Origin of the sequence: Pseudomonas sp. LFM046, from assembly GCF_000949385.2 — a bacterium.
Classification (GTDB): domain Bacteria; phylum Pseudomonadota; class Gammaproteobacteria; order Pseudomonadales; family Pseudomonadaceae; genus Metapseudomonas.
The window spans coordinates 3,739,531-3,763,219 of the sequence record NZ_JYKO02000001.1; the positions used below are offsets into that span (position 1 = coordinate 3,739,531).

General features: G+C 61.5%; 18 protein-coding genes and 4 tRNA genes. 8 read left to right on the forward strand and 14 right to left on the reverse strand.

What is annotated here, in order from left to right:
• From TQ98_RS17220 to fabI, 3 genes are read left to right on the forward strand one after another with little or no spacing between them, the layout of a single operon-like run.
• Positions 1-1,020, forward strand: a complete 1,020-nt coding sequence (locus tag TQ98_RS17220; RefSeq protein WP_044874574.1) for an ABC transporter permease — start codon at positions 1-3, stop codon at positions 1,018-1,020.
• A 1-nt stretch (position 1,021) separates the two neighbouring features.
• Positions 1,022-2,629: an ABC transporter ATP-binding protein gene (locus TQ98_RS17225; RefSeq protein WP_044874573.1), complete on the forward strand. Its 1,608-nt coding sequence runs from the start codon at positions 1,022-1,024 to the stop codon at positions 2,627-2,629.
• A gap of 20 nt (positions 2,630-2,649) precedes the next feature.
• Entirely contained in the window at positions 2,650-3,444 is a 795-nt protein-coding gene (gene fabI / locus TQ98_RS17230; protein WP_044874572.1) for an enoyl-ACP reductase FabI, read from the forward strand.
• A 177-nt stretch (positions 3,445-3,621) separates the two neighbouring features.
• Here the strand turns inward: fabI and TQ98_RS17235 are convergent, their stop codons facing one another.
• The 10 genes from TQ98_RS17235 to TQ98_RS17280 all read right to left on the reverse strand — a co-directional run bounded on the left by TQ98_RS17235 (position 3,622) and on the right by TQ98_RS17280 (position 12,851).
• Positions 3,622-5,496: a SurA N-terminal domain-containing protein gene (locus TQ98_RS17235; RefSeq protein WP_044874571.1), complete on the reverse strand. Its 1,875-nt coding sequence runs from the start codon at positions 5,494-5,496 to the stop codon at positions 3,622-3,624.
• A 219-nt stretch (positions 5,497-5,715) separates the two neighbouring features.
• Positions 5,716-5,988 (reverse strand): nucleoid-associated protein HU-beta, encoded by a 273-nt coding sequence (gene hupB / locus TQ98_RS17240; RefSeq protein ID WP_003087931.1) that lies wholly within the window; start codon positions 5,986-5,988, stop codon positions 5,716-5,718.
• Between the two features lie 135 nt (positions 5,989-6,123).
• Positions 6,124-8,520 (reverse strand): endopeptidase La, encoded by a 2,397-nt coding sequence (gene lon, locus TQ98_RS17245; RefSeq protein ID WP_044874570.1) that lies wholly within the window; start codon positions 8,518-8,520, stop codon positions 6,124-6,126.
• A gap of 133 nt (positions 8,521-8,653) precedes the next feature.
• Entirely contained in the window at positions 8,654-9,934 is a 1,281-nt protein-coding gene (gene clpX / locus TQ98_RS17250; RefSeq protein WP_016493555.1) for an ATP-dependent Clp protease ATP-binding subunit ClpX, read from the reverse strand.
• Positions 9,935-10,043: 109 nt separating this feature from the next.
• Positions 10,044-10,685 (reverse strand): ATP-dependent Clp endopeptidase proteolytic subunit ClpP, encoded by a 642-nt coding sequence (clpP, locus tag TQ98_RS17255; RefSeq protein WP_044874569.1) that lies wholly within the window; start codon positions 10,683-10,685, stop codon positions 10,044-10,046.
• A gap of 97 nt (positions 10,686-10,782) precedes the next feature.
• The gene (gene tig / locus TQ98_RS17260; protein WP_044874568.1) at positions 10,783-12,093 is read right to left on the reverse strand and encodes a trigger factor; all 1,311 of its coding nucleotides are present in this window, start codon (positions 12,091-12,093) and stop codon (positions 10,783-10,785) included.
• Positions 12,094-12,335: 242 nt separating this feature from the next.
• Positions 12,336-12,411, reverse strand: a tRNA-His gene (locus TQ98_RS17265).
• Positions 12,412-12,526: 115 nt separating this feature from the next.
• Positions 12,527-12,611: transfer RNA gene (locus TQ98_RS17270), tRNA-Leu, on the reverse strand.
• A gap of 53 nt (positions 12,612-12,664) precedes the next feature.
• Positions 12,665-12,740: transfer RNA gene (locus tag TQ98_RS17275), tRNA-His, on the reverse strand.
• Positions 12,741-12,774: 34 nt separating this feature from the next.
• A tRNA-Arg gene (locus tag TQ98_RS17280) sits at positions 12,775-12,851 on the reverse strand.
• A 262-nt stretch (positions 12,852-13,113) separates the two neighbouring features.
• On the opposite strand from TQ98_RS17280, the gene folD reads away from it, so the two are divergent.
• Entirely contained in the window at positions 13,114-13,968 is an 855-nt protein-coding gene (gene folD, locus TQ98_RS17285) for a bifunctional methylenetetrahydrofolate dehydrogenase/methenyltetrahydrofolate cyclohydrolase FolD (RefSeq protein WP_044874567.1), read from the forward strand.
• A 55-nt stretch (positions 13,969-14,023) separates the two neighbouring features.
• Here folD and cysS read toward each other — a convergent pair whose 3' ends face one another.
• Positions 14,024-15,409, reverse strand: coding sequence for a cysteine--tRNA ligase (gene cysS, locus TQ98_RS17290; RefSeq protein WP_044874566.1), 1,386 nt, complete (start codon positions 15,407-15,409; stop codon positions 14,024-14,026).
• Positions 15,409-17,076, reverse strand: coding sequence for a glutamine--tRNA ligase/YqeY domain fusion protein (locus tag TQ98_RS17295; RefSeq protein ID WP_044874565.1), 1,668 nt, complete (start codon positions 17,074-17,076; stop codon positions 15,409-15,411). Before TQ98_RS17295 ends, cysS begins: the two co-directional genes overlap by 1 nt.
• Before the next feature lie 122 nt (positions 17,077-17,198).
• Here TQ98_RS17295 and TQ98_RS17300 point away from each other — a divergent pair, with 122 nt between their 5' ends.
• Positions 17,199-17,693: a peptidylprolyl isomerase gene (locus TQ98_RS17300; RefSeq protein WP_044874564.1), complete on the forward strand. Its 495-nt coding sequence runs from the start codon at positions 17,199-17,201 to the stop codon at positions 17,691-17,693.
• A complete protein-coding gene (gene lpxH, locus TQ98_RS17305; RefSeq protein WP_044874563.1) occupies positions 17,690-18,412 on the forward strand; it encodes a UDP-2,3-diacylglucosamine diphosphatase in 723 nt (240 codons plus the stop codon). Before TQ98_RS17300 ends, lpxH begins: the two co-directional genes overlap by 4 nt.
• Before the next feature lie 57 nt (positions 18,413-18,469).
• Here the strand turns inward: lpxH and miaE are convergent, their stop codons facing one another.
• A complete protein-coding gene (gene miaE / locus TQ98_RS17310) occupies positions 18,470-19,072 on the reverse strand; it encodes a tRNA isopentenyl-2-thiomethyl-A-37 hydroxylase MiaE (RefSeq protein WP_044874562.1) in 603 nt (200 codons plus the stop codon).
• A 174-nt stretch (positions 19,073-19,246) separates the two neighbouring features.
• On the opposite strand from miaE, the gene TQ98_RS17320 reads away from it, so the two are divergent.
• Positions 19,247-20,110 (forward strand): universal stress protein, encoded by an 864-nt coding sequence (locus TQ98_RS17320; protein WP_044874560.1) that lies wholly within the window; start codon positions 19,247-19,249, stop codon positions 20,108-20,110.
• A 48-nt stretch (positions 20,111-20,158) separates the two neighbouring features.
• Here TQ98_RS17320 and TQ98_RS17325 read toward each other — a convergent pair whose 3' ends face one another.
• The gene (locus TQ98_RS17325) at positions 20,159-20,635 is read right to left on the reverse strand and encodes a DUF1289 domain-containing protein (protein ID WP_044874559.1); all 477 of its coding nucleotides are present in this window, start codon (positions 20,633-20,635) and stop codon (positions 20,159-20,161) included.
• Positions 20,636-21,036: 401 nt separating this feature from the next.
• On the opposite strand from TQ98_RS17325, the gene acnB reads away from it, so the two are divergent.
• On the forward strand, positions 21,037-23,646 hold the full coding sequence (gene acnB, locus TQ98_RS17330; protein WP_103103155.1) for a bifunctional aconitate hydratase 2/2-methylisocitrate dehydratase: 2,610 nt from the start codon (positions 21,037-21,039) through the stop codon (positions 23,644-23,646).
• Positions 23,647-23,689 lie beyond the last annotated feature (43 nt).

Below are 23,689 nucleotides of genomic sequence, written 5' to 3' on the forward strand. Positions count from 1 at the left end.
ATGACACTCTCCCCCATCAACCGGCGGCGCTTCGAGCGCTTCAAGGCCCACAAGCGCGGCTGGTGGTCGCTCTGGCTGTTCCTCATCCTCTTCGGACTGAGCCTGGGTGCCGAGCTGATCGCCAACGACAAGCCCCTGGCGGTGAGCTACGACGGGCAATGGTATTTCCCCTTCCTCAAGCGCTACCCGGAAACCACATTCGGCGGCGAATTCCCCCTGGAAGCCAACTACAAGACGCCCTATATCCGCGAGCTGATCGAGTCCAAGGGCGGTCGCATGGTCTGGGCGCCCATTCCCTTCAGCTACGACACCATCAATTTCGAGTTGAAGGTGCCCGCCCCCGCACCGCCCTCGGCCGACAACTGGCTGGGCACCGATGACCAGGGCCGCGATGTGCTGGCACGGGTGATCTACGGCTTCCGCATCTCGGTCCTGTTCGCCCTGACGCTCACCCTGCTGAGCTCGATCATCGGCGTGATCGCCGGCGCCCTGCAGGGGTTCTACGGCGGCTGGGTGGACCTGGCCGGCCAGCGCTTCCTGGAAATCTGGTCCGGCCTGCCGGTGCTTTACCTGCTGATCATCCTGGCCAGCTTCGTGCAGCCGAACTTCTGGTGGCTGCTGGGCATCATGCTGCTGTTTTCCTGGATGAGCCTGGTGGATGTGGTACGGGCGGAGTTCCTCCGTGGCCGCAATCTGGAATACGTGCGCGCCGCCCGCGCGCTGGGCATGCAGAACGGCGCCATCATGTTCCGCCACATCCTGCCCAACGCCATGGTTTCCACCATGACCTACATGCCTTTCATCCTCACCGGCGCCATCGGCACGCTCACCGCGCTGGACTTTCTCGGCTTCGGCCTGCCGCCGGGCGCACCGTCCCTTGGCGAGCTGGTGGCCCAGGGCAAATCCAACCTGCAGGCCCCCTGGCTCGGCATCTCTGCCTTCCTGGTGCTGGCGGTCATGCTGACCCTGCTGGTGTTCATCGGCGAAGCCGCGCGCGATGCCTTCGACCCGAGGAAGTGAGATGAGCGAAAACCTGATTGAAATCCGCAACCTCGCCGTCGAGTTCATCACCGGCGAGAAGGCGCAGCGCGTGGTCGAAAGCGTCAGCTTCGACATCCGCAAAGGTGAAACCCTGGCGCTGGTGGGCGAAAGCGGTTCCGGCAAATCGGTGACCGCTCACTCCATCCTGCGCCTCCTGCCCTACCCGCTCGCCCGGCACCCCAGCGGCAGCATCAGCTACGCCGGCAAGGACCTGCTGAAGCTGCCCGAGGCCAAGCTGCGCGGCATTCGGGGCAACCGCATCGCCATGGTCTTCCAGGAGCCCATGACTTCGCTGAACCCGCTGCACTGCATCGAGAAGCAGATCAACGAGGTGCTGGCCCTGCACAAGGGCCTGACCGGCAAGGCCGCGACCCAGCGCACCCTGGAGCTTCTGGAGCTGGTCGGCATCCCCGAGCCGCACAAGCGCCTCAAGGCCTTCCCTCACGAGCTTTCCGGTGGCCAGCGGCAACGGGTGATGATCGCCATGGCGCTGGCCAACGAGCCAGAGCTGCTGATCGCCGACGAGCCGACCACTGCTCTGGACGTCACGGTTCAGCTGAAAATCCTCGAATTGCTGAAGGAACTTCAGGCACGCCTGGGCATGGCCCTGCTGCTGATCAGCCACGATCTGAACCTGGTTCGGCGAATCGCACATCGCGTATGTGTCATGCAGCGCGGTTGCATCGTCGAACAAGCGTCGTGTGATGAGCTGTTCCACTCACCGCAGCATCCCTACACCCGGGAACTGCTCGCCGCCGAACCTTCGGGTCGGCCGGCGGAGAACCCGCAAGGGCCGCCACTGCTAGAGGTCGACGACCTTCGCGTGTGGTTCCCGATCAAGAAAGGGCTGTTGCGGCGCACCGTGGATCACGTCAAGGCGGTGGACGGAGTCAATTTCAGCCTGCGCCAGGGCCAGACCCTGGGCATCGTGGGCGAGAGCGGCTCCGGCAAGTCCACGTTGGGCCTGGCGATTCTGCGGCTCCTGGGCAGTCGCGGTGGCATTCGCTTCCAGGGCCACCCCCTGGACGGGCTGTCGCAGAAGGAAGTGCGGCCGTTCCGGCGCGAGATGCAGGTGGTCTTCCAGGACCCCTTCGGCAGCCTCAGCCCGCGCATGTGCGTGAGCGAGATTGTCGGCGAGGGGCTGCGGATCCACCACATCGGCACCGAGGCGGAGCGGGAGCAGGCCATCATCGACGCGCTCCTGGAGGTAGGGCTGGACCCGGAAAGCCGGAACCGCTACCCCCACGAGTTTTCCGGCGGGCAGCGGCAGCGGATTGCCATTGCCCGGGCATTGGTGCTGAAACCGGCACTGATCCTGCTGGACGAGCCCACTTCGGCGCTCGACCGGACGGTTCAGCGCCAGGTAGTGGAGTTGTTGCGAAAGCTACAGACCAAATACGACCTGACCTACCTGTTCATCAGCCATGATCTGGCGGTGGTCCGGGCGCTGAGCCACCAGTTGATGGTGATCAAGCACGGACAGGTGGTCGAACAGGGTCCGGCCGATGCCATCTTCGCCGACCCGCAGCACAGCTATACGAAGCAGTTGCTGGAAGCCGCATTCCTGGCTCCGGGAACTGCCCATTAACCAGAAGAGGATGAAAGCACATGGGTTTTCTCGCCGGTAAGCGCGTACTGATCGTTGGCGTGGCCAGCAAACTGTCCATCGCATCGGGCATCGCTGCAGCCATGCACCGCGAAGGCGCCGAGCTCGCCTTCACCTACCAGAACGAAAAGCTGAAGGGCCGCGTAGAAGAGTTCGCCGAAGGCTGGGGTTCGAGCGCCGAGCTCTGCTTCCCCTGTGACGTGGCCAAGGATGAAGAGATCGTTGCCGTATTCGAGGCCCTGAGCAAGAAGTGGGACGGCCTGGACTGCATCGTGCACTCCGTGGGCTTCGCCCCGGGCGACCAACTGGACGGCGACTTCACCGAAGTCACCACCCGCGAAGGCTTCCGCATTGCCCACGACATCAGCGCCTACAGCTTCGTGGCCCTGGCCAAGGCTGGCCGCGAGATGATGAAAGGCCGCAATGGCAGCCTGCTGACCCTGTCCTATCTGGGTGCCGAGCGCACCATGCCGAACTACAACGTCATGGGCATGGCCAAGGCCAGCCTGGAAGCCGGCGTGCGTTACCTGGCCGGCAGCCTCGGCCCGGAAGGCACTCGCGTGAACGCCATCTCCGCCGGTCCGATCCGCACCCTGGCTGCCTCCGGCATCAAGAGCTTCCGCAAGATGCTCGCCGCCAACGAGAAGCAGACCCCCCTGCGCCGCAACGTGACCATCGAAGAAGTCGGCAACGCCGGCGCCTTCCTCTGCTCCGACCTGGCCTCGGGCATCAGCGGCGAGATCATGTACGTCGACGGCGGCTTCAACACCACCGCCATGGGCAACATCGAAGACTGATTGTCGCCCTGATGAAAAAAGCCCGCACTTGTGCGGGCTTTTTTGTGGGTGCGGAACGGCGCGTGCCCTCCCGCTGGCTACACGCTCCCGCGGCTCGCGAATTGCCCCGTGAAGCCCACCCTACCAAGCGCCCAAAGAAAAAGGCCGCATCAGCGGCCTTCTTCTTCAGCGTATCGATCAGAAGCGTTCGATCTTCGCTTTCTCTTCCAGCTGGCGGCGGTAAGCAGCAAAGTCCTGCTGGCCGCTGCGCGATGCGAGGAAGCGGCTGTACATGGCCTTCTCCTGCTCGGACAGTTTCTCATCCGACTGGCTGACGCCGTTGAGGCGAACCACCACGAAGTCGCCGTTGTTCAGCTTCACGCCGGTGAACTCGGGCTTGTCCGCAGCGGTCGGCTTCGGCATGCGGAACACGGCTTGCAGCAGCACTGGCTCGACGCCTTCCTGGCTGCGGGTAGCGGCCTCCACCACCTGCCAGGACGCGCTGTCCTTCGCCTGATCCTCAGGGGTCTTGCCTTCGCGCAGGCTGGCGATCAGGGCTTCGCCCTTGGTCTTGGCGGCTTCGCTAGCTTTCTGGGTTACCAGGTGCTGGCGAATGCTGTCGCTGACCTTGTCCAGGGCCAACTGCTCAGGCTTCTTGTGCTCCTTGACCCGAAGTACAACCACGGTATCCGGATCCAGCTCGATGGCCGAGCTGTTGGCGCCGTCTTCCAGCACCTCTGGGCTGAAGGCCGCCTGAAGGACCTGGCGGTTGCCAGTCAGACCTTCGCCACCTTCGCGGCCGAAGGGTGCGCTGGTCTTCACTTCCAGCTTCAGCTCCTGAGCCGGCTGGGCCAGGTCAGAGGCCTCGAAAGCGGCGTCTTCCAGCTCTTTGCTCGCCTCAACGAAACGTTGCTCGACTTGCTGGGCCTTGATGTCGTGCTCAAGCTTCGCCTTGAGGCTCTCGAAGCTCGGTACTTCCGGTGCCTGGACGCCCAGCAGCTTGATCAGGTGCCAGCCGTACTGGGTACGCACCGGTGCAGACACTTCACCCTGCTTCAGGGCATACAGCGCCTCTTCGAAGGCCGGCTCATAGACGCCAGGACCGGCAAAGCCCAGGTCACCGCCGTTGGCAGCGGAGCCGGAGTCATCGGAGAGCTCTTTGGCCAGGGCGGCGAAGTCTTCACCCTTGTCCAGACGCTGCTTGATCTGCTCGATCTTGGCCTTGGCTTGTTCCTCGTTCAGCTTGTCATTGACCTCCACCAGGATGTGGGCGGCCTGACGCTGCTCGGCGAGGTTGCCGACCTCTTTCTGGTACTGGGCCTGGAGGTCTTCCTGCTTGGCCTCAACCTGGCTGAAGAACGCGGACTTCTTCAGCTCGACGTATTCGATCACCACCTGCTCGGGGCTCATGAACTGGTCGACGTGGCCATCGTAATAGGCCTTGATCTCTTCGTCGGACACGCTGGCCGCAGCCGGATCGGCTTTCAGGGTCAGGGTCGCGAAGTCGCGGGTCTGCTTCTCCAGACGGGCGAAAGCCTGCACTTCGGCGTCGGTGACGAAACCGCTGCCAGCCAGACCAGCGCGCAGTTGGCCGATGAGCATTTCCTGCTCGAGCATCTGGCGGAATTGCAGACGGTTGTAGTTCATCTGGCGGATGACCTGGTCGAAGCGGTCGGCGTTGAACTTGCCGTCCACCTGGAATTCCGGCGTCTGCAGGATGAGCTGGTCAAGGGCGCCCTGGGAGAAGGCGAAGTCGGCCTCCTTGGCACCTTGCAGCATGAGCTTGCGCTCGATCAGCCCTTTCAGCGCAGCTTCGCGCAGCAGCTTCTCGTCCAGCAGCGAGGCATCGAAGTCCTTGCCCAACTGCTGCTGCAGCTGGCGGCGCTGCAGGTTCACCGCTTCGCTCAGCTGGTCCAGGGTGATCTTCTCACCGTTGACCTCAGCCGCGTTCTGGCGATTGCTGGTGGCATTGAAGATGGCGTCGAAGCCGGTCAGTGCCAGCAGCGCGATGATGACGCCAATGATGGTTTTGGCAATCCACCCCTGTGAATTGTCCCTGATGTTCTGCAGCATGGGTCCCCCAGAAACGGCTGCATGGGATCGCAGCCGAGTAACGCGGGTAGAGTATCCGAATATGAGAAAGGCGCATCCTAGGTCCTAGGATGCGCCTTCTCGTAACTTGCGGGGCCTGAGATTCAAACTCTCTAATGGCTGGAAGGAACGCTTCGCCGCCACCGCTCCGCTATCGGGCCAGGCTGGACCCGACCCGGTCGGGCAGAGCCCGGAAGACGCTTAGTTTACGGCGTCTTTCAGAGCTTTGCCGGCCTTGAAGCCAGGGATCTTGGCAGCAGCGATCTTGATCGGCTTGCCAGTCTGCGGGTTACGGCCAGTACGAGCAGCACGCTCTTTAACAGCGAAAGTACCGAAGCCTACCAGCACCACGGAGTCACCAGCCTTCAGAGCGCCAGTAACGGATTCGATAACTGCGTCCAGCGCGCGGCCGGCTACAGCTTTCGGGATGTCAGCAGATGCGGCGATAGCATCGATCAGTTCCGACTTGTTCACTCTTAAGTCCCCTTATTTCTGTTGAGTTGTTTCTTAGTTGTTTGGTGTAAGCAAAGCGGGTGCTGGATGGCCTGCTAACACATAAGAGCCGCTTTATAACAAGGGCTCAAAAAATATGTCAAGGAAGCCCCCCGGCTAATGCGTGCTGATTCGCTCCTTGGAATCAGTCTCGCGCTTGTCATCCTTTGCAACCATCTCCGGAGCCGCATCGGGCAAGGGCTCCGGGGCGTATTGCAGCGCAATTTGCAGGACCTCGTCAATCCATTTAACGGGTTTAATTGCCAAGTCTTGCTTGATATTTTCGGGAATTTCTTTCAGGTCGCGCACATTTTCTTCGGGAATGATCACAGTCTTGATTCCACCGCGATGTGCTGCGAGTAACTTCTCTTTCAGACCACCAATCGCGAGTACCTGACCGCGCAGAGTGATCTCACCGGTCATGGCCACATCGGCACGAACGGGAATCTGGGTCATCGCCGAAACCAGCGCAGTGCACATACCGATGCCGGCGCTCGGACCGTCCTTCGGAGTGGCGCCCTCAGGCATATGGATGTGAATGTCGCGCTTCTCGTGGAAATCCGACGGGATTCCCAAGCTCTTGGCACGGCTACGTACCACGGTCAGGGCTGCGGTAATGGACTCAGCCATCACGTCACCCAGGGAACCGGTCTTGGTCAGCTGGCCTTTACCCGGAACAACCGCCGCCTCGATCGTCAGCAGTTCACCCCCCACCTGGGTCCAGGCCAGGCCAGTCACCTGACCGATCTGGTCCTGCTGCTCGGCAAGGCCGTAACGGTACTTGCGCACGCCCAGGAAGTGCTCGAGCGACTCAGCGGTGACCTGCACGGCAAAGCGCTTCTCGCGAGCATGCTCTTTCACCGCCTTGCGGCAGACTTTGGCGAGCTGACGCTCCAGGCTGCGCACGCCGGCCTCGCGGGTGTAGTAACGGATGATGTCGCGAATCGCTGCCTCGTCGAACTCCAGCTCGCCCTTCTTCAGGCCGTTGGCCTTGGTCTGCTTCGGCGCGAGGTACTTGACGGCGATGTTGACCTTTTCGTCCTCGGTGTAGCCCGGCAGACGGATCACCTCCATGCGGTCCAGCAGCGGCGCCGGAATGTTCATGGAGTTGGCGGTGCAGAGGAACATCACATCGGAGAGGTCGTAATCGACTTCCAGGTAATGGTCGTTGAAGTTGTGGTTCTGCTCCGGATCGAGGACTTCCAGCAATGCAGAGGCCGGATCGCCACGCATGTCGCTGCCCATCTTGTCGATCTCGTCCAGCAGGAAGAGCGGGTTGCGCACGCCGACCTTGGTCATCTTCTGGATCAGGCGTCCCGGCATGGAACCGATGTAGGTGCGGCGGTGACCACGGATCTCGGCCTCGTCACGCACGCCACCCAGGGCCATTCGCACGAACTTGCGGTTGGTGGCACGGGCAATGGACTCCGCCAGGGAGGTCTTGCCGACGCCGGGCGGACCGACCAGGCAGAGCACCGGGCCCTTGACCTTCTTCACCCGCTTCTGCACGGCGAGGTATTCAAGGATGCGTTCCTTGACCTCTTCCAGACCGTAATGGTCGGCATCGAGGATGTCCTCGGCCTTGGCCAGGTCGAGGCGAACCTTGCTCTCGGCTTTCCACGGTACGTTGACCAGCCAATCGATATAGGAACGCACCACGGTGGCTTCGGCGGACATCGGCGACATCTGCTTGAGCTTGTTCAGCTCAGCGTTGGCCTTGACCAGGGCTTCCTTGGAAAGACCGGCGTTGTCGATGCGCTTCTTCAGCTCCTCGACTTCATTGTGGCCTTCGTCGATATCACCCAGCTCTTTCTGAATGGCTTTCATCTGCTCATTCAGGTAGTACTCGCGCTGGCTGCGCTCCATCTGCTTCTTGACGCGGCCACGGATGCGCTTTTCCACCTGCAGCAGGTCAATCTCGGCATCCAGCAGCGCCAGGACGTGCTCGACGCGCTCTGGAAGATCTGTCAGTTCGAGGATTTCCTGCTTCTGCTCGATTTTCAGCGCCATGTGGGCAGCCATGGTATCCACCAGGCGACCCGGCTCATCGATGCTGTTGAGGGACGACAGCACCTCGGACGGCACTTTCTTGCCCAGCTGGACATACTGCTCGAACTGGCTGAGCAGGCTGCGAATGAATACTTCGGACTCACGTTCGCCAGCGTCGATTTCGTCGATCAGGCTGACTTCAGCACGGCAATGGCCGTCGACTTCGATGAATCGCTCGATTGCACCACGCTGCTCTCCCTCGACCAGCACCTTGACGGTGCCGTCCGGCAGTTTCAGAAGCTGAAGGACGGTAGCCACGGTGCCCATGCGATAGAGGGCGTCTTCACCCGGGTCGTCATCGGCTGGGTTCTTCTGGGCAACCAGGAGAATCTGCTTGTCTCCCGTCATCGCGGCTTCCAGCGCCTCGATGGATTTCTCGCGGCCCACGAACAGCGGGATGACCATGTGCGGATAAACCACAACATCGCGCAATGGCAGGAGAGGTAATTCGGCAGTCGTATTCATGGTATCAGCTCTACGGCGGCCCTCGGGCCGTAAACAGATGGGGAAACCCTTGGCCCTAAGATGGGGTTAGGTCCCGGAAAAAACAAGCGTCGAGGCAGGAAATACAAAGGGGCCCGCAGGCCCCTTTGTTTCATCAAGCGTCAGGCGCCGCCTTGGCAGGCTGCTCGTTGTTTTCGTAGATCAACAACGGCTTGGACGATCCTTCGATGACACTTTCGTCGATTACCACTTTGCTTACATCTGTTTGAGAGGGAATCTCATACATCGTGTCGAGCAGGATACCTTCGAGGATGGAACGCAGGCCGCGGGCACCAGTCTTGCGCTCCAGCGCGCGATGGGCAACGGCCTTCAGCGCGTCCGGACGGAACTCAAGATCCACCCCTTCCATCTCGAACAGCTTGGCGTATTGCTTGGTCAGCGCGTTCTTCGGCTCGGTGAGAATCTGCATCAGGGCAGGCTCGTCCAGCTCGTCGAGGGTGGCGATGACCGGCAGACGACCGACAAACTCCGGAATCAGGCCGAATTTCACCAGGTCTTCCGGCTCCACTTCGCGGAGGGCTTCGCCTACCTTCTTGCCCAGGTCCTTGCTGCGAACTTCTGCGTTGAAGCCGATGCCGCCCCGGGTGGAACGGTTCTGAATCACCTTTTCCAGCCCGGCAAAAGCACCACCGCAGATGAACAGGATGTTGCGGGTGTCGACCTGCAGGAACTCCTGTTGCGGGTGCTTGCGACCGCCCTGCGGCGGAACGGAGGCAACGGTGCCTTCGATCAGCTTCAGCAGTGCCTGCTGAACGCCCTCACCAGACACATCGCGGGTGATGGACGGGTTGTCGGACTTGCGGGAGATCTTGTCGATTTCGTCGATGTAGACGATGCCCATCTGGGCCTTTTCGACGTCGTAATCACATTTCTGCAGCAGCTTCTGGATGATGTTCTCGACATCCTCGCCGACATAGCCCGCCTCGGTGAGCGTGGTGGCATCGGCGATGGTGAAGGGGACGTTGAGCAGTCGAGCCAGGGTTTCAGCCAGCAGGGTCTTGCCCGATCCAGTGGGACCGATCAGCAGGATGTTGCTCTTGCCCAGCTCGACATCATCTTTCTTGTCACGCTGGTTCAGGCGCTTGTAGTGGTTGTACACCGCTACCGCCAGCACCTTCTTCGCGCGCTCCTGACCAATGACGTACTGGTCGAGGATGGTGCGGATTTCCTTGGGCGCAGGCAGTTTGTGCGCGCTGCTCTCAGCCTGCGCTTCCTGCACCTCCTCGCGGATGATGTCGTTGCACAGGTCCACGCACTCGTCGCAGATAAAGACGGAGGGACCAGCAATCAGTTTGCGCACTTCGTGCTGGCTTTTGCCGCAGAAGGAGCAATAAAGCAGTTTGCCGTTGTCCTCGCCATTGCGGGTGTCAGTCATTCGATCGATCCAATCGGGTAGGCTTGAAACACAAGATGAAGGCAAATGCGGGCATTTTCAACCCCGCGAAGCGGCCGGTTTTTTGCCGGCCGCGGTCCTGCGGAAGGGCTTAGCCCGCGAGTTGGCGCTTATTCAGCACTTGGTCGATGAGGCCATATTTGACCGCCTCGTCACCACTCATGAAGTTGTCGCGATCGGTGTCGCGGGCAATCACGTCGATCGGCTGACCGGTGTGGTCTGCCAGGATCTTGTTCAGGCGCTCACGGATGGTGAGGATTTCCCGGGCATGGATTTCGATGTCCGAAGCCTGACCCTGGAAACCACCCAGCGGCTGGTGAATCATCATCCGCGAGTGCGGCAGGCAATAGCGCTTGCCAGCGGCACCGCCCGCCAGGAGCAGAGCACCCATGCTGCAGGCCTGGCCGATGCAAAGCGTCGACACATCGGGCTTGATGAACTGCATGGTGTCGTAGATCGACATGCCAGCGGTCACCGAACCACCCGGGGAGTTGATGTAGAGCTGGATATCCTTGTCGGGGTTTTCTGCCTCGAGGAACAGCAGCTGCGCCACCACCAGATTGGCCATGTAGTCTTCAACCGGACCCACCAGGAAGATCACGCGCTCCTTCAAGAGGCGCGAATAGATGTCGTAGGCGCGCTCGCCACGGGCAGACTGCTCGATCACCATCGGCACCAGGCCGCCGGCGGCTTGGATATCAGGCATTTGCTGCATAAAAGAATTGCGGGACATGTCCTGCGATCACTCCCTAACTTAGATAGTCATGTCTCAAAGACGCATAAGCCAGCTCGGAGGCTGGCTTATGGTGTACTCGAAGCAGGCGGAACAATCAGTCGGCTTTCGGAGCTTCTGCCGGCTTGACTGCCTCTTCGTAGGAAACCGATTTATCGGTTACGTTGGCCTTCTGCAGGACAGTATCTACAACTTGTTCTTCCAGCACAACAGAACGGACTTCGTTCAGTTGCTGGTCGTTCTTGTAGTACCAGGCCACCACTTGCTCCGGCTCCTGGTAAGCAGAAGCCATCTCTTCGATCAGCTCACGCACGCGAGCTTCATCGGGCTTCAGCTCGAACTGCTTGACCACTTCAGCAACGATCAGACCCAGGACCACACGACGCTTGGCCTGCTCTTCGAACAGTTCCGCCGGCAGTTGGTCGGGCTTGATGTTGCCACCGAATTGCTGGACAGCCTGCACGCGCAGACGGTTCACTTCGTTGGAGATCAGGGCCTTCGGCACTTCAACCGGGTTGGCAGCCAGCAGGCCGTCCATTACCTGGTTCTTCACCTTGGACTTGGTAGCCTGACGCAGCTCGCGCTCCATGTTCTTGCGAACTTCGGCGCGGAAGCCGTCCAGGCCGCCTTCCTTGATGCCGAACAGGGAGAAGAACTCGTCGTTCAGTTCCGGCAGCTGGGGAGCGGAAACGCCATTCACGGTAACGGTGAATTCAGCGGTCTTACCGGCCAGGTCCAGGTTCTGGTAGTCAGCGGGGAAAGTCGGGTTGATTACGCGCTCTTCGCCAGCCTTGACGCCAACCAGGGCTTCTTCGAAGCCGGGGATCATGCGGCCGGAGCCCAGAACCAGCAGGGAGCCCTTGGCGGAACCGCCAGCGAAGGCTTCGCCGTCGATTTTGCCGACGAAATCGATGTTCAACTGGTCACCGTTCTCGGCAGCACGCTCAACAGCCTCGAAACGGGTGTTCTGCTTGCGCAGGATGTCCAGCATGTTGTCGACATCCGCGTCGCCAACTTCAGCCTGCAGGCGCTCGATGGCGATGCCGTCGAAGCCAGCAACCTGGAACTCGGGGAATACTTCGAAGGTGGCGATGTATTCCAGGTCCTTGCCCTTCTCGAACACTTTCGGCTCTACGGACGGAGCGCCGGCCGGGTTCAGCTTCTGCTCGACAACGGCCTCATAGAAGGAGGACTGGATCAGATCACCCAGCACTTCCTGACGAGCGGAGTCCTCGTAGCGCTGACGAATGACGCTCATCGGCACTTTGCCCGGGCGGAAGCCGGCAACCTTGGCGCGGCGGGCAGTCTGCTGCAGGCGCTTGGTCACTTCGTTCTCGACGCGCTCGGCCGGCACGCCGATGGTCATGCGGCGCTCAAGAGCGGAGGTGCTTTCTACAGAAACTTGCATGGATATTCCTCGTTGCACAGACATTAGCCGGCCGTTCCGGCCCCAGAATCAAGGGCATGCATTCTAGTGGGTCGATTTACAGAAGTCACCCGCCAGAAACAGCCAGCAAATCGACGGGATAGAAGAAAGGGAAATCAGGATGTTTCAGGCGGTAGACAGCGACCTGCCCTCCCCACCACGGAGCGGCCGTAACCAGGCCGAAAATGAAAACGCCAGGCAGGAGCCTGGCGCTTTCATGAATATGGGGTGGACGATGGGAATCGAACCCACGACACCAGGAGCCACAATCCTGTGCTCTACCAACTGAGCTACGCCCACCATATTACGCATTCGCCGATTTGCTCGGCAGCGGAAGCCACTGGGGCCGCCGCTCTACAACCAGAATCGTCAAGAACCAGCAGAACATCCACCAATCAGAACGACTCGAACATCTTGGTGCGGACGGAGAGACTCGAACTCTCACGCCTTGCGGCGCTGGAACCTAAATCCAGTGTGTCTACCAATTCCACCACGTCCGCAGAGGCACGCTTGAAACGAAAACGCCAGGCTCGGCCTGGCGCTTTCTCGAATATGGGGTGGACGATGGGAATCGAACCCACGACACCAGGAGCCACAATCCTGTGCTCTACCAACTGAGCTACGCCCACCATATTACGCATTGCTTGTGCCAATTGTGCCAAATGGCACGCCCGGCAGGACTCGAACCTGCGACCATCCGCTTAGAAGGCGGATGCTCTATCCAGCTGAGCTACGGGCGCTTTTATCTGCGAGCAGACTATAAAGCTTTGGCTTCGATTGAATCGACTGACTCCACCTAGCCATCTTACCCAGCGACAGGCTGTGCTCGACAAGCGGGGCGCATGTTATAGCCAGCCCCACCCTCCGTCAACAGGAAAATTGAAAAAAATCAGAAAGATAAAGGAGTTACGGGAAAATGCTGACCAGCCGCCTTTGCCCGCCCGCCCCTCCATGCGAGAATACGCGCCCTTTTTAGCCCTTCCCGATGGTTAATCTAGCGTCATGACCGCACAACTGATCGACGGCAAAACGATCGCCGCCCGCCTCCGCCAGCAGATTGCACAACGTGTCGCAGAGCGCCGCCTGCAAGGACTCCGAGTCCCGGGCCTCGCTGTGATCCTGGTCGGCAGCGATCCCGCCTCCCAGGTCTATGTCGCCCACAAGCGCAAGGACTGCGAAGAAGTCGGTTTCCTTTCCCAGGCTCATGACCTGCCGGCCAGCACCAGCCAGACCGAACTGCTGGCCCTGATCGACCGGCTCAATGAAGACCCGGCCATCGACGGCATTCTGGTTCAGCTTCCCCTGCCGGAACACCTGGACGCCTCTCAGCTGCTGGAGCGCATCCACCCCGACAAGGACGTGGACGGCTTCCATCCCTATAACGTTGGCCGCCTGGCTCAGCGCATTCCCCTGCTCCGCCCCTGCACGCCCAAAGGCATCATGACGCTGCTGGAAAGCACCGGCGCGGATCTCTACGGGATGAATGCTGTCGTGGTAGGCGCGTCCAACATCGTTGGCCGCCCGATGGCCCTGGAGTTGCTGCTGGCCGGCTGCACCGTGACCGTTACCCACCGCTTCACCAAAGATCTGGCCGGCCATGTGGCCAACGCCGACCTGGTAGTGGTAGCCGCCGGCAAGCCCGGCCTGGTCAAAGGTGAGTGGATCAAGCCCGGCGCCATCGTCATCGACGTCGGCATCAACCGCCAGGAAGATGGCAAGCTGGTGGGCGACGTGGAATACGACGTAGCCGAACAGCGCGCCAGCTGGATCACCCCAGTGCCGGGCGGCGTCGGCCCCATGACCCGCGCCTGCCTGCTGGAAAACACCCTCTATGCTGCCGAAACGCTTCACGCGTAACGGATAGCAATAAAAAAGGCCGCATCAAGCGGCCTTTTTTATTGGGGCGATCAACTCAATCAGCCAAGCGCCAGGTCGTACCGCCCTTGCCGTCCTCCAGCACCACGCCCATCGCAGTGAGCTGGTCACGGATGCGGTCGGACTCAGCCCAGTTCTTCTCCGCACGGGCCTGCAGACGCGCCTGGATAAGCGCTTCCACTTCGGCCGCATCGACCTTGCCTTCAGCACCGGCGCGCAGGAACGCATCCGGCTCCAGTTGCAGCACGCCGAGCAGGCTGGCCAGAGACTTCAGCTGCGCAGCCAGGGCCGCTGCCGCAGCAAGATCGCTGTCGCGAAGGCGATTGACCTCGCGCACCATCTCGAAAAGCACGGCACAGGCTTCCGGACTATTGAAGTCGTCATCCATTGCCACGCCGAAACGCTCGACAAACGCCTCGCCACCCGCTGGAACCGCCTCAGGCAGGCCACGCAGCGCATGGTAGAAGCGCTCCAGGGCGCCTTTGGCTTCCTTGAGGCTCTCTTCGGAGTAGTTGATCGGGCTGCGGTAGTGGCTGGACACCAGCAGGTAACGCACCACTTCCGGATGATATTTCTCCAGCACCTCGCGAATGGTGAAGAAGTTGCCCAGGGACTTGGACATCTTCTCGCCATCCACGCGCACGGCGCCGGCGTGCATCCAGGATTTGGCGTAGAGCTTGCCGGTGGCCGCCTCGCTCTGGGCGATCTCGTTCTCGTGGTGAGGGAATACCAGGTCCGGACCGCCGCCATGGATATCGAAAGTCTCGCCGAGGCAGCAGGTGGACATCACCGAGCACTCGATGTGCCAGCCCGGTCGACCCAGCCCCCACGGAGACTCCCAACTGGGTTCGCCCGGCTTGGCGCCCTTCCACAGGACGAAGTCCAGCGGGTCTTCCTTGATCTCGTCCACTTCGATACGAGCGCCGATCTTCAGCTCGTCGATCTTGCGGCGGGATAGCTTGCCGTAGCCCTCGAACTTGCCGACCCGGTAGTACACATCGCCGTTACCCGGCGCGTAGGCATAACCCTTGTCGATCAGGGTCTGGATCATCTGATGCATGCCGGCGATATGACCGGTGGCACGGGGCTCGATATCCGGGCGCAGCACCGACAGGCGCGCCTCGTCTTCATGCATCGCCGCAATCATGCGGTCCACCAGCGCCTCGAACGGTTCGCCGTTCTCATTGGCGCGACGGATGATCTTGTCGTCGATGTCGGTAATGTTGCGTACGTAGGTGAGGTCATAGCCGCGATGGCGCAGCCAGCGCGCCACCACGTCGAAGGCCACCATCACGCGGGCATGGCCGATATGACAGAAGTCATAGACCGTCATGCCGCAGACGTACATGCGCACCTGGTTGCCGACCAGCGGCTGCAGCGTTTCCTTGGTCTTGCTGAGGGTGTTGTAGATCGACAGCGTCATCATTGGCCCCAGGAATCGCGCAGGGTCACGGTACGGTTGAACACCGGCTTGCCAGGCTGGGAATCCTTCAGGTCGGCGACGAAGTAGCCTTCACGCTCGAACTGGAAGCGATCTTCCGGCTGCGCCTGAGCCAGGGACGGCTCGGCACGGCAGCCAGTCAGCACCTGCAGGGAATCCGGGTTGATGTTGTCGAGGAAGCTGCCACCCTCTTCCGACTTCTCCGGGTTCGGCGAGCGGAACAGACGGTCGTACAGGCGCACTTCACACTCGACGCTGCCTTCGGCCGGCACCCAGTGGATCACGCCCTTCACCTTGCGACCCTCGGGGTTCTTGCCCAGGGTGTCCGGGTCATAGCTGCAGCGCAGCTCAACGATATTGCCGTCGGCGTCCTTGATGGCTTTGTCGGCACGAATCACGTAGCTGCCGCGCAGACGCACCTCACCACCCGGGATCAAGCGCTTGAAGCCGGCCGGCGGGACTTCCTCGAAGTCGGTGGCGTCGATGTACAACTCACGGGAGAACGGCAGCACGCGCACACCCATGTCTTCTTTCGGGTGACGCGGCAGCTCCAGGTTCTCCACCTGGCCTTCCGGATAGTTGGTGATCACCACTTTGAGGGGGTGCAGCACACACATGGCACGCGGAGCAGAGGCGTCCAAGTGGTCACGGATGCTGAATTCCAGCATGCCGATGTCCACTACGCCGCCCGCGCGGTTTACACCGATCATCTCGCAGAAGTTGCGGATGGATTCCGGGGTGTAGCCGCGACGACGGTAGCCGGACAGGGTGGACATGCGCGGGTCGTCCCAGCTGCTCACATGACCTTCGTCCACCAGTTGTTTGAGCTTGCGCTTGCTGGTGATGGTGTAGTTCAGGTTCAGGCGCGAGAACTCATACTGGCGCGGCTGAGCCGGGACCGAGAGGTTTTCCAGGAACCATTCGTAGAGCGGGCGATGGTCCTCGAACTCCAGGGTGCAGATGGAGTGAGTGATGCCCTCGATGGCGTCAGACTGGCCGTGGGTGAAGTCGTAGCTCGGGTAGATGCACCACTTGTCGCCAGTCTGATGATGGTTGGCATGGCGGATGCGGTAGAGGATCGGGTCGCGCAGGTTCATGTTCGGCGACGACATGTCGATCTTCGCGCGCAGGGAGCGGGTGCCATCCGGGAACTCGCCAGCCTTCATGCGGGCGAACAGGTCCAGGTTCTCCTCCACCGAGCGGTCACGGAACGGGCTGTTCTTGCCCGGCTCGGTCAAGGTGCCACGGTAGTGGCGCATCTCTTCAGGCGAAAGGTCGCAGACGAAAGCCTTGCCGGCCTTGATCAGCTCGACGGCCCAGTCGTGCAGCTGGTCGAAATAATTGGAGGCATGGCGCACTTCACCGGACCACTCGAAGCCCAGCCACTTCACATCGCTTTCGATGGCGTCGATGTACTCCTGGTCTTCCTTGGCCGGGTTGGTGTCGTCGAAGCGCAGATGGCAGTCACCGCCGAACTCCTTGGCGAGGCCGAAGTTCAGGCAGATCGACTTGGCATGACCGATATGCAGGTAGCCGTTGGGCTCCGGCGGGAAGCGGGTGACGATCTTGGTGTACTTGCCGGCATCCAGGTCCGCCTGGACGATCTGGCGCAGGAAATTGGAAGCGGCGGGAGTCTCTGGCTTGCTCATGGGGTCCTTAGAACTAGCTGGTGCGCGGCTCAGGGTAGGCCGGCCAAATCAAAGCGCTTATCATAGCCCAAGCTGTCAATCCCCTGACAGGCCTTGGATTTCTCGATAGAGCGAATAGCCAAATGATCAAGCTGCATACCAACCACGGCGTCATCACCCTGCAACTCTTTGACGACAAAGCCCCGGAAACCGCGGCCAACTTCAAGGAGTACGTGAAGTCCGGCCATTACGACGGCACCATCTTCCACCGCGTGATCGGCAACTTCATGATCCAGGGCGGCGGTTTCGAGCCGGGCATGAAGCAGAAGTCCACCCGCGCGCCGATCAAGAACGAGGCCAACAACGGCCTGTCCAACAAGGTCGGCACCATTGCCATGGCCCGCACCATGGAGCCGCACTCGGCTTCCGCCCAGTTCTTCATCAACGTCGCCGACAACACCTTCCTCAACCACAGCGCACCCACCGTTCAGGGCTGGGGCTACGCCGTGTTCGGTGAAGTGGTCGAAGGCATGGACGTGGTGAACAAGATCAAGGGCGTGGCGACCACCATGAAGGCCGGCCACCAGGACGTCCCGGTTGATGACGTGGTTATCGAGAAGGCCGAGATCGTCGAGTGATCCTGCTGATCTCCGATCTGCATCTTGAAGAGGAACGCCCGGACATTACCCGGGCGTTTCTTCATTTCCTGCAGACCCGCGCCCCTCAAGCCGAAGCCCTCTACATACTCGGCGACTTCTTCGAAGCCTGGGTCGGCGACGACGCCATGACGCCCTTCCAGCACTCCATCGCCCAGGCCCTGCGCACGCTGGCCGACGGAGGTACGCGCATCTACCTGATGCATGGCAACCGGGATTTCATGATCGGCAACGCCTTCTGTCGCAAAGCCGGGTGTACCCTGCTGCCTGAGCCAAGCCTGGTGCGCATGAACGGCGAATCCGTGCTGCTGATGCATGGAGACAGCCTCTGCACCCAGGACGAAGCCTACATGCGCCTGCGCCGCTGGCTGCGCAACCCCGTCAGCCTGTTCATCCTGCGCAACCTGCCCCTGGCCACCCGACACAAGCTGGCGCGCAAACTGCGCAAGGAAAGCCGGATGCAAACGCCACAGAAGGCAGCTGAAATTACCGACGTCACCCAGGAAGAAGTCCCGCGCATCCTTCGCCAGTACGGCGTCAGAACCCTCATCCACGGCCACACCCACCGCCCCGCCAGCCATGAACTGGACCTGGACGGTCAATCCGCCCGACGCATTGTGTTGGGAGACTGGGACAAGCAAGGCTGGGCCCTGCAAGTGGATGAACAAGGCTTCAGGCAAACTCCGTTCAGCCTCGCCTGATCCATTCCGCACAACGAAAAAAGCGCCCAATGGGCGCTTTTTCACACGAACTGGCAATCAGGCCGGAACACCGCTGTGGAAGCGGAACTCCTCATCCAGCGACTCGATCAGCTCTCGCTCAGCCGCCCTCACTTTCTCGATGGTGCGATCCACATCCTTCGCGTCGCCGTATTGATAGGCCAGCTTCAGGTAACCCTGATAGTGGCGCGACTCGCTCTTCAGCAGTCCGCCATAGAACTTGCCCAACTCCTCGTCCAGATGCGGCACCAGGGCCTCAAAGCGCTCGCAGGAGCGCGCTTCGATGAAGGCCCCTACCACCAGTGTGTCCACCAGCTTGTGCGGCTCATGGCTGCGCACCAGCTTGCGCAGGCCTGAGGCGTAGCGGGATGCGGACACGGGTTTGAGGTCGATCTTGCGGCGCTTCATGATCCGCAGCACTTGCTCGTGATGCACCAACTCCTCACGCGCCAGGCGCGACATGAAGTTGATCAGGTCGAGTTGGGTAGCGTACTTCGCCATCAACGCCATGGCCGTGGACGCTGCCTTGTACTCATTGTTCTTGTGGTCGATCAGCAGGGTCTCCTGATCGGCCAACGCAGCTGCCACCCAGGCGTCAGGCGTACGGCAACCAAGAAAGTCATGGATTTCAGGCAGGTTCACAGGCAGGTCTCGTCAGGCTGGGTGCCGCGCTGGCCGGGCTCCCGAAGGCGGAGCATTATACGAATGCAGGACGCGACGACCAGTCCGAGTGGCTTGAGATATATCAAGAACACGAAAGCCGATTCGGGGCTAAATTTGCTTTGGCTATAAGCAACCGACAGGGAGATCAGGACCATGCAAGCCATACGCAGCATTCTGGTGGTATTGGAGCCGGACCGGCCGGAGGGCCTTGCCCTGAAAAGGGCGAAACTGATCGCCGGGGTGACCCAGTCGCACCTGCATCTCTTGATCTGCGATCGCAAGGGTGATCATGCCGACTACCTGAGTGACCTGGCCGATTCGCTCAGGGCCGAGGGTCATAGCGTCAGCACCCAGCAGAGCTGGCTCGACAACCAATACCAGACCATCATCGCTGCGCAGCAAGCGGAAGGTTGCGGCCTGGTGATCAAGCAGCACGTGCCGGACAACCCGCTGAAGAAGGCCCTGCTCACACCGGATGACTGGAAGTTGCTGCGGTTCTGTCCGGGGCCCGTCCTGATGGTCAAGACTGACTCGCCCTGGGCTGGCGGCAACATCCTCGCCGCGGTAGACGTGGGCAACAGCGACAGCGAGCACCGCACCCTGCATGCCACCATTGTCAGCCACGGCTACGACATTGCCAGCCTCGCCCACGGCACCCTGCACGTGATCAGCGCCCACCCCTCCCCCATGCTCTCGGCGGCGGACCCCACGTTCCAGCTAAAGGAAACCATCGAGGCCCGCTATCGGGACGAATGCCGCGCCTTCCAGGCCGAATACGACATCAGTGACGAACGGCTGCATATCGAAGAAGGCCCCGCCGACGTGCTCATCCCCCACATCGTCCACAAGCTGGGGGCGGTCGTCACGGTAATAGGAACGGTGGCGCGTTCCGGCCTGTCCGGCGCACTGATCGGCAATACGGCAGAAGTGGTGCTGGATACGCTGGAAAGCGATGTGCTGGTCCTCAAGCCCGAGGCCATCATCGCCCACCTGGAGGAGCTGGTCGCCCAGCGCTGAGCCCATAAGACAGAGAAAAGCCGCCCTCGGGCGGCTTTTTTCATGCGGTCAGACGCGGATTTCCATGCCTTCGCGGAGGAAGCGCGGGGCGATATAGCGCTCGTAGTGAGCTTCGGAGAGCAGGAAGAATTCGCGATCGATGGCTTCCCGCAGGTCCGGCAGCGCCCAGCCGCGAAACTCCGGCAGCAGCGCGATGCCGTAGGCATCCAGGCGGCTGATCATGCGCGAGCCCCGCGCAATCAGTTGGTAAGCCCAGCAGTAGTGAGACTGCTCCGGTACGAAGCGCACCTGATGCTGCTCCAGTTGTCGACGCAACCGATCAGGGTCGAACACTTCCAGCTTGGCTGCCATCACCTGCACCAGGAGGATTTCCAGGCGCCGCCATACCGCGCGCTTCTCCTCCTCGTTGTAGAGGTTCCAGTTCACCACCTCGTGATGGAAGCGCTTGCAGCCACGGCACACATGGTCGCCATAGACAGTGGAACAGAGGCCGACGCAAGGCGTCTTGATGCGCTGGTTGGACATGGTGAAAACGGATTCGGCGGGTGAAACAGGGGCGCCATCTTAGCCCTTTGTCTAATCAGGGTCACCCTCGGCCAAATGGGGATTTCGTCTTAACTTTGCCACGTCTTTCCATTAGAATCGGCGCGCCATTTAAGGCGCCGATATCCGTTGGAAGCTGTTTTCAAAGCGTCACGAGCACAGTTCATCCGGCAGGAAACAATGGCGTCGGGCATCTCGACCGGGATGTTCGCCGCCAGCCCTCATCAGGCCTTCCTTCCGGCGTAAAACTTTGAAAACAGCTTCTCGATGGAGGCCGCCGAAGCCTTGGCCAGACAGCCCAAAAAGCTGTGCGGCGCATGTGTTCGGCGGATTCCTGGATGAGCGCCCTGGACGACTCCAGGGCCACTGATGAGGGTAAAACTGTGCTTGAAGCCTATCGCAAACACGTAGAAGAGCGTGCCGCCCAGGGCGTCGTGCCCCAGCCGTTGAACGCCGAACAAACCGCAGGCCTGGTCGAGCTGCTGAAAAACCCGCCGGCCGGTGAAGAAGCCTTCCTCCTGGATCTGATCACCAACCGCGTACCGCCGGGTGTCGACGAAGCCGCCTACGTCAAAGCGGGCTTCCTCTCCGCCATCGTCAAGGGCGAAGCCAACTCCCCGCTGATTTCCAAAGAACGCGCCACCGAACTGCTGGGCACCATGCAGGGCGGCTACAACATCGCCACCCTGGTCGAGTTGCTGGACGACGCTGCCCTGGCCAATGTTGCCGCCGAGCAACTGAAGCACACCCTGCTGATGTTCGACGCCTTCCACGACGTCGCCGAGCGCGCCAAGAAAGGCAACGCCGCTGCCCAAGCCGTGCTCAAGTCCTGGGCCGAAGGCGAGTGGTTCGTCAACAAGCCCGCCGTACCGGAAAAGGTCACCCTGACCGTGTTCAAGGTGCCTGGCGAAACCAACACCGACGACCTGTCCCCCGCTCCGGACGCCTGGTCCCGCCCTGACATCCCGCTGCACGCCCTGGCCATGCTGAAGATGGCCCGCGACGGCATCGAGCCGATCCAGCCGGGCTCCGTCGGTCCGCTGAAGCAGATCGAAGCGGTCAAGGCCAAGGGCTTCCCGGTCGCCTACGTCGGTGACGTGGTCGGTACCGGTTCTTCCCGCAAGTCCGCCACCAACTCCGTGCTGTGGTTCTTCGGTGACGACATCCCCTACGTGCCGAACAAGCGCGCCGGTGGTTTCTGCTTCGGCACCAAGATCGCCCCGATCTTCTACAACACCATGGAAGACGCCGGCGCCCTGCCGATCGAATTCGACTGCACCAACCTGGCCATGGGCGACGTCATCGACGTGTACCCCTATGAAGGCAAGGTCGTTCGTCACGACAGCGGCGAAGTCGTCACCACCTTCGAACTGAAGACCCCGGTGCTGCTGGACGAAGTCCGCGCCGGCGGCCGCATCCCGCTGATCATCGGCCGCGGCCTGACCGAGAAGGCCCGTGCCGAACTGGGCCTGGGCGCTTCCGACCTGTTCAAGAAGCCGGAATCCCCGGCCGACAGCGGCAAGGGTTTCACCCTGGCGCAGAAGATGGTGGGCCGTGCCTGCGGTCTGGCAGAAGGCCAGGGCGTGCGTCCGGGCACCTACTGCGAGCCGAAGATGACCACCGTCGGCTCCCAGGACACCACCGGCCCGATGACCCGCGACGAGCTGAAAGACCTCGCCTGCCTCGGCTTCTCCGCCGACCTGGTGATGCAGTCCTTCTGCCACACCGCCGCCTATCCGAAGCCCATCGACGTCAACACCCACCACACCCTGCCGGATTTCATCCGCACCCGTGGCGGCGTTTCCCTGCGTCCGGGCGACGGCATCATCCACAGCTGGCTGAACCGCATGCTGCTGCCGGACACCGTCGGCACCGGCGGTGACTCCCACACCCGCTTCCCGATCGGCATTTCCTTCCCGGCCGGTTCCGGCCTGGTCGCCTTCGCCGCCGCCACCGGCGTGATGCCGCTGGACATGCCGGAATCCGTGCTGGTGCGCTTCAAGGGCAAGATGCAGCCCGGGATCACCCTGCGTGACCTGGTGCATGCCATCCCCTACTACGCCATCCAGGCCGGCCTGCTGACCGTCGAGAAGAAGGGCAAGAAGAACATCTTCTCCGGCCGCATCCTCGAAATCGAAGGCCTCAACGAGCTGACCGTCGAGCAAGCCTTCGAGCTGTCCGACGCCTCCGCCGAGCGTTCCGCCGCCGGTTGCACCATCAAGCTGCCGGAGCAGGCGATTGCCGAGTACCTGCAGTCCAACATCACCCTGCTGCGCTGGATGATCGGTGAAGGCTACGGCGACGCCCGCACCCTGGAGCGTCGCGCCCAGGCGATGGAAGCCTGGCTGGCCAACCCGCAACTGCTGGAAGCCGACAAGGACGCCGAATACGCCGCGGTCATCGAGATCGACCTGGCCGACGTGAAAGAGCCCGTGCTCTGCGCGCCGAACGACCCGGACGACGCCCGCCTGCTGTCCACCGTGGCCGGCGACAAGATCGACGAGGTGTTCATCGGCTCCTGCATGACCAACATCGGTCACTTCCGCGCGGCCGGTAAGCTGCTGGACAAGGTCAAGGGCGGCATTCCGACCCGTCTGTGGCTGGCCCCGCCGACCAAGATGGACGCTCACCAGCTGACCGAGGAAGGCTACTACGGCATCTACGGCAAGGCCGGCGCGCGCATGGAAATGCCGGGCTGCTCGCTGTGCATGGGCAACCAGGCCCGCGTGCAGACCGGTGCCACCGTGGTCTCCACCTCCACCCGTAACTTCCCGAACCGCCTGGGCGACGCCACCAACGTCTACCTGGCCTCCGCCGAGTTGGCGGCCGTGGCCTCGATCCTGGGCAAACTGCCGACCGTGGCCGAGTACATGGAATACGCGAAGAACATCGACAGCATGGCGGCCGATATCTACCGCTACCTGTCCTTCGACCAGATCGCCGAGTACAAGGAAGCTGCTGCAAACGCCAAGATTCCGGTGGTCCAGGCCTAAGGCCCCATCGATATCCTGGTAACGAAGAAGCCCCGCCCCGTGC

What these genes read in the sequence shown, in the direction of transcription:
- fabI (WP_044874572.1), top strand. Translation starts at nt 2,650, where the DNA reads ATGGGTTTTCTCGCCGGTAAGCGCGTACTGATCGTTGGCGTGGCCAGC.
- clpP (WP_044874569.1), bottom strand. Translation starts at nt 10,685, where the DNA reads ATGTCCCGCAATTCTTTTATGCAGCAAATGCCTGATATCCAAGCCGCC.
- TQ98_RS17325 (WP_044874559.1), bottom strand. Translation starts at nt 20,635, where the DNA reads ATGTCCAACCAGCGCATCAAGACGCCTTGCGTCGGCCTCTGTTCCACT.
- TQ98_RS17300 (WP_044874564.1), top strand. Translation starts at nt 17,199, where the DNA reads ATGATCAAGCTGCATACCAACCACGGCGTCATCACCCTGCAACTCTTT.
- clpX (WP_016493555.1), bottom strand. Translation starts at nt 9,934, where the DNA reads ATGACTGACACCCGCAATGGCGAGGACAACGGCAAACTGCTTTATTGC.
- tig (WP_044874568.1), bottom strand. Translation starts at nt 12,093, where the DNA reads ATGCAAGTTTCTGTAGAAAGCACCTCCGCTCTTGAGCGCCGCATGACC.
- lon (WP_044874570.1), bottom strand. Translation starts at nt 8,520, where the DNA reads ATGAATACGACTGCCGAATTACCTCTCCTGCCATTGCGCGATGTTGTG.
- TQ98_RS17235 (WP_044874571.1), bottom strand. Translation starts at nt 5,496, where the DNA reads ATGCTGCAGAACATCAGGGACAATTCACAGGGGTGGATTGCCAAAACC.
- TQ98_RS17220 (WP_044874574.1), top strand. Translation starts at nt 1, where the DNA reads ATGACACTCTCCCCCATCAACCGGCGGCGCTTCGAGCGCTTCAAGGCC.
- TQ98_RS17225 (WP_044874573.1), top strand. Translation starts at nt 1,022, where the DNA reads ATGAGCGAAAACCTGATTGAAATCCGCAACCTCGCCGTCGAGTTCATC.
- TQ98_RS17295 (WP_044874565.1), bottom strand. Translation starts at nt 17,076, where the DNA reads ATGAGCAAGCCAGAGACTCCCGCCGCTTCCAATTTCCTGCGCCAGATC.
- cysS (WP_044874566.1), bottom strand. Translation starts at nt 15,409, where the DNA reads ATGACGCTGTCGATCTACAACACCCTCAGCAAGACCAAGGAAACGCTG.
- TQ98_RS17320 (WP_044874560.1), top strand. Translation starts at nt 19,247, where the DNA reads ATGCAAGCCATACGCAGCATTCTGGTGGTATTGGAGCCGGACCGGCCG.
- folD (WP_044874567.1), top strand. Translation starts at nt 13,114, where the DNA reads ATGACCGCACAACTGATCGACGGCAAAACGATCGCCGCCCGCCTCCGC.